3 protein-coding genes are annotated in these 3,157 nt (G+C 49.7%); 1 reads left to right on the top strand and 2 read right to left on the bottom strand.

What is annotated here, in order from left to right; all coding sequences use genetic code 11:
* Positions 1-142: 142 nt before the first annotated feature.
* Positions 143-1,345 (bottom strand): cytochrome P450, encoded by a 1,203-nt coding sequence (locus tag BOW51_RS08985; protein ID WP_078477431.1) that lies wholly within the window; start codon positions 1,343-1,345, stop codon positions 143-145.
* Positions 1,346-1,387: 42 nt separating this feature from the next.
* The gene (locus BOW51_RS08980; RefSeq protein WP_078477430.1) at positions 1,388-1,834 is read right to left on the bottom strand and encodes a hypothetical protein; all 447 of its coding nucleotides are present in this window, start codon (positions 1,832-1,834) and stop codon (positions 1,388-1,390) included.
* A gap of 256 nt (positions 1,835-2,090) precedes the next feature.
* Between BOW51_RS08980 and BOW51_RS08975 the strand changes: the two genes are divergently transcribed.
* Positions 2,091-3,074 carry a porin gene (locus BOW51_RS08975; protein WP_078477429.1) on the top strand — a complete coding sequence of 328 codons (984 nt, stop codon included), beginning with the start codon at positions 2,091-2,093 and terminating at the stop codon, positions 3,072-3,074.
* Positions 3,075-3,157: the final 83 nt, after the last annotated feature.

Raw genomic sequence — 3,157 nt, 5'->3', positions numbered from 1 at the left:
ATCTTGTTGGCAAGTGCTCGGATTTCTTTTTCGTTCATCGTGCTTATCTCCCGTAGGGGTTAATGATAAGCAGATACACAAACTAATTTACAGTCTCGTGACCTGGTGCAGTCGACACCAGGATTAGAACAGCAACCCAATCTCACCCCAGCTTGACAGGCAATTTTTCCAGGCCACGAAAAAAACTGTTTCTATTCCAGCTTGGCCTGTCAGTTATGAGAACAGGCTGTTCACGCAAATTGATCAGCTGCTCCAATGCAACCCGAGCCTCAACACGAGCCAGGGTCTTTCCAATGCAATTATGCACACCAATCCCGAAGGCAAGGTGGCGGTTAGGTGCGCGCTGGATATCGAACCTGTCCGGGTCAGAAAAGAAGGCCCCATCCCGATTGGCCGAACCAAGAATTACCGCGAACTGCTGACCTGCCTCCAATTCGAAACCCGAAATATTGATCCGCTCGGTAGCAAAACGGTAAGTCGATCTCTGCGTCGGACTCTCATAGCGCAACGTCTCTTCGACAGCCCGCATCGCCAGTTCAGGCTTTTCACGCAGCAGTAACCACTGTTCAGGGTGCATTAACAACAACCAAACCATATTACCGATCAGGCCGACCGTTGTCTCGTGCCCTGCAAATAGCAAGAAAGCAATCATGCCGACAGTCTCTTCTCGGCTAATCAAGTCTTCACTTTCACAATGAACCAGGTGCGAGATCAGGTCCTCGACAGGACTCGCTGCTTTTTCAGCCACCAGCCATTCTGTGTAGTCAATAAACTCCGACAAAGCCTCTTTTCGTCCGTTTTTGAGATCATCATCCACCAGTTGTGAATCCGAGCCCCTTGATATCATCAGCGACCATTTGCGGATTCGCGACATATCCTCCTGTGGCACGCCGATGAGTCCTGCAATGACGGCCATCGGTAACGGCTCTGCAAATGCAGAGATGAAATCCACCTCGTCAGTGCCACTCATTGACTGCAGTAACCGCTCAGCCTGAAGCCTGATTTCCGGCTCGAGATTGCGTATCGATTTTGACGAAAAAAAGTGCGCGACGAGATTCCGCAAACGTGCATGGTCAGCCCCGTCACGATTTAACATGTGAATATCAAAGGGTGTTTGATCCGCTTCAAAACGTTTGCTGCGCACGTTCTTGGTAACGCCGGAAGTCCTCTTCAGGATGCTTTCCGCTGCATGATAGCGACTGAACAACCACACTCCTTCCGAGGCATAATTTTCATCATGCGGCAGCCACAGGGGGACTCCTGATTGTCTCAGTCGTGCATAATCCGGGTAGGGGTCGTGAAACCAGTCGATCTGCTCATGTGTTATTGGCGGATAGCTTGTCATCTGTACATTATTGATTCATACGTATTGGATTTGAAAACATCCCTAGGACATCAGCGCCTTGATCCAGATTTCGAACAAACCGCCCTGGTCATCAGTTACACGATGATCTGCGATGCAGTAATAGACATCACCACGCTTGCGCATCCTGCTTGCCGTCATATGCACCTTGATCGCATTCGGATTCCTTATCGGGGAGTGTGACTTCATACGGCACTCCACCATCCATGCTTCCTGCGTCTTTTTCTCGAGACCCGCCCATACATGCATGTAGATGATCTGTAACTGGGAAACAAACTCAAGTGCAGTAATATAAGAAAGATGAAAACCATCTGTGTCAGCATCGGACACGCAATAGCTACTCATGCTGACAATCGCATTAAGCTCGTCGCCCTCGATGTCAACTTGCTCGATCTGCCAAGCCTCTATTTTACGATCACCATCGAGATAGGGCGACGAAATTCTCTCGATTACCAAATTGTCGAGTCGCATTACTACAAAGGCTCGCTGTTAAGTGTGTATAGGCTTATCATACAGCACTTTATTCTTACAGGTCAGCCACAAACCTATTGCGCCACAAGAATCCCGGCAGCGCTTGTTGCATTAATACAACAAGAGGATAAATGCTAGAAAAAATGCGAAAACCGTTGTAATTCTTGCTCTGCAGGACTATGCTGTGATTGGTTCTGAAGCTTTTTCCTCAGGCCATAATATACTTATCCAAAATGATAATGAAAGGGGGTTTTTCATGAACCAATCTATCATCGCAGCTGCTGTTGCAGCAGCAGTAGTTGCAGTACCTGCAGCCAATGCAGGCGTTCAAATTTACGGCCAGGTTCACGTCTCTATTGACATGCTTGACAGAGACGGCTTCTCTTCTGAAGACCAGTGGAACGTTATGTCACGTTCTTCACGCATCGGCTTCAAGGGCACCGAGGATCTCGGTAACGGCATGAGCCTGATCTGGAAAGCGGAAACCGGTTATGACTTCGCTGACGGCAGTGCATGGGGTTCTTCTGGTCGTAACGCCTACATCGGCTTGGCCGGCGACTGGGGTGCTTTCCTCTACGGTCGTCACGACAGCCCATACAAAATGGCATGGTACAGCACTGGTGTAGACATGCTGGGCGATACACTCGCAGATGGAAACGCTATGAGTGGAGCCGCTGAGAACCGTTTCAGTAACGCCATCGCCTATGTCTCACCTAACATGAACGGCCTCACTTTCGCAGCTGCCACCGTCCCCGGTGAGGGCGGCGGCGAGGGCGGCAGCGAGACTGGACTTGCTGATGGCTACGCATTTGCTGCCATGTACAGCAACAATGGTCTGAAACTGGCTGCAGGCAAGGAAGATGCCACAGATGTTACTAGCACTGATAACGATGATCGCTGGTTTTTCGGTGCTGGCTTCACCATGGATGCCTTCACTATCGCTGCCAACTACGTGGATGACAGCAAAAATTATGATGGCGGAAAAAAGAAGAGCATCAACGTCGCAGGCAGCTACGCATTTGGCAACAACAAGCTGATTGCTACCTATGCCAAGGACGATCACGAGTGGATTAGCGACGAAGATGGCTGGGCCATCGGCCTGACCCACGCACTGAGCAAGCGTACAACTGCCTATGCAGTTTACGCTACCAGTGATGATGACTCGGGCCAAACTGATAACCTGAATGCCGAAGAAAATTCATCTTCAGGTTTCTCACTTGGCATGATCCACAACTTCTAATTCATTTTAGAAATCTGTGTGATACTAAACGGGACCTTCGGGTCCCGTTTTTGCTGTACAGGGGTGTACGAATGCCACGGCGA

Origin of the sequence: Solemya elarraichensis gill symbiont (assembly GCF_002021095.1) — a bacterium.
Taxonomy (GTDB): Bacteria; Pseudomonadota; Gammaproteobacteria; order Chromatiales; family Chromatiaceae.
The sequence above is the reverse complement of the archived record's forward strand: the minus strand, read 5'-3'. Positions and strand labels throughout refer to the sequence as shown.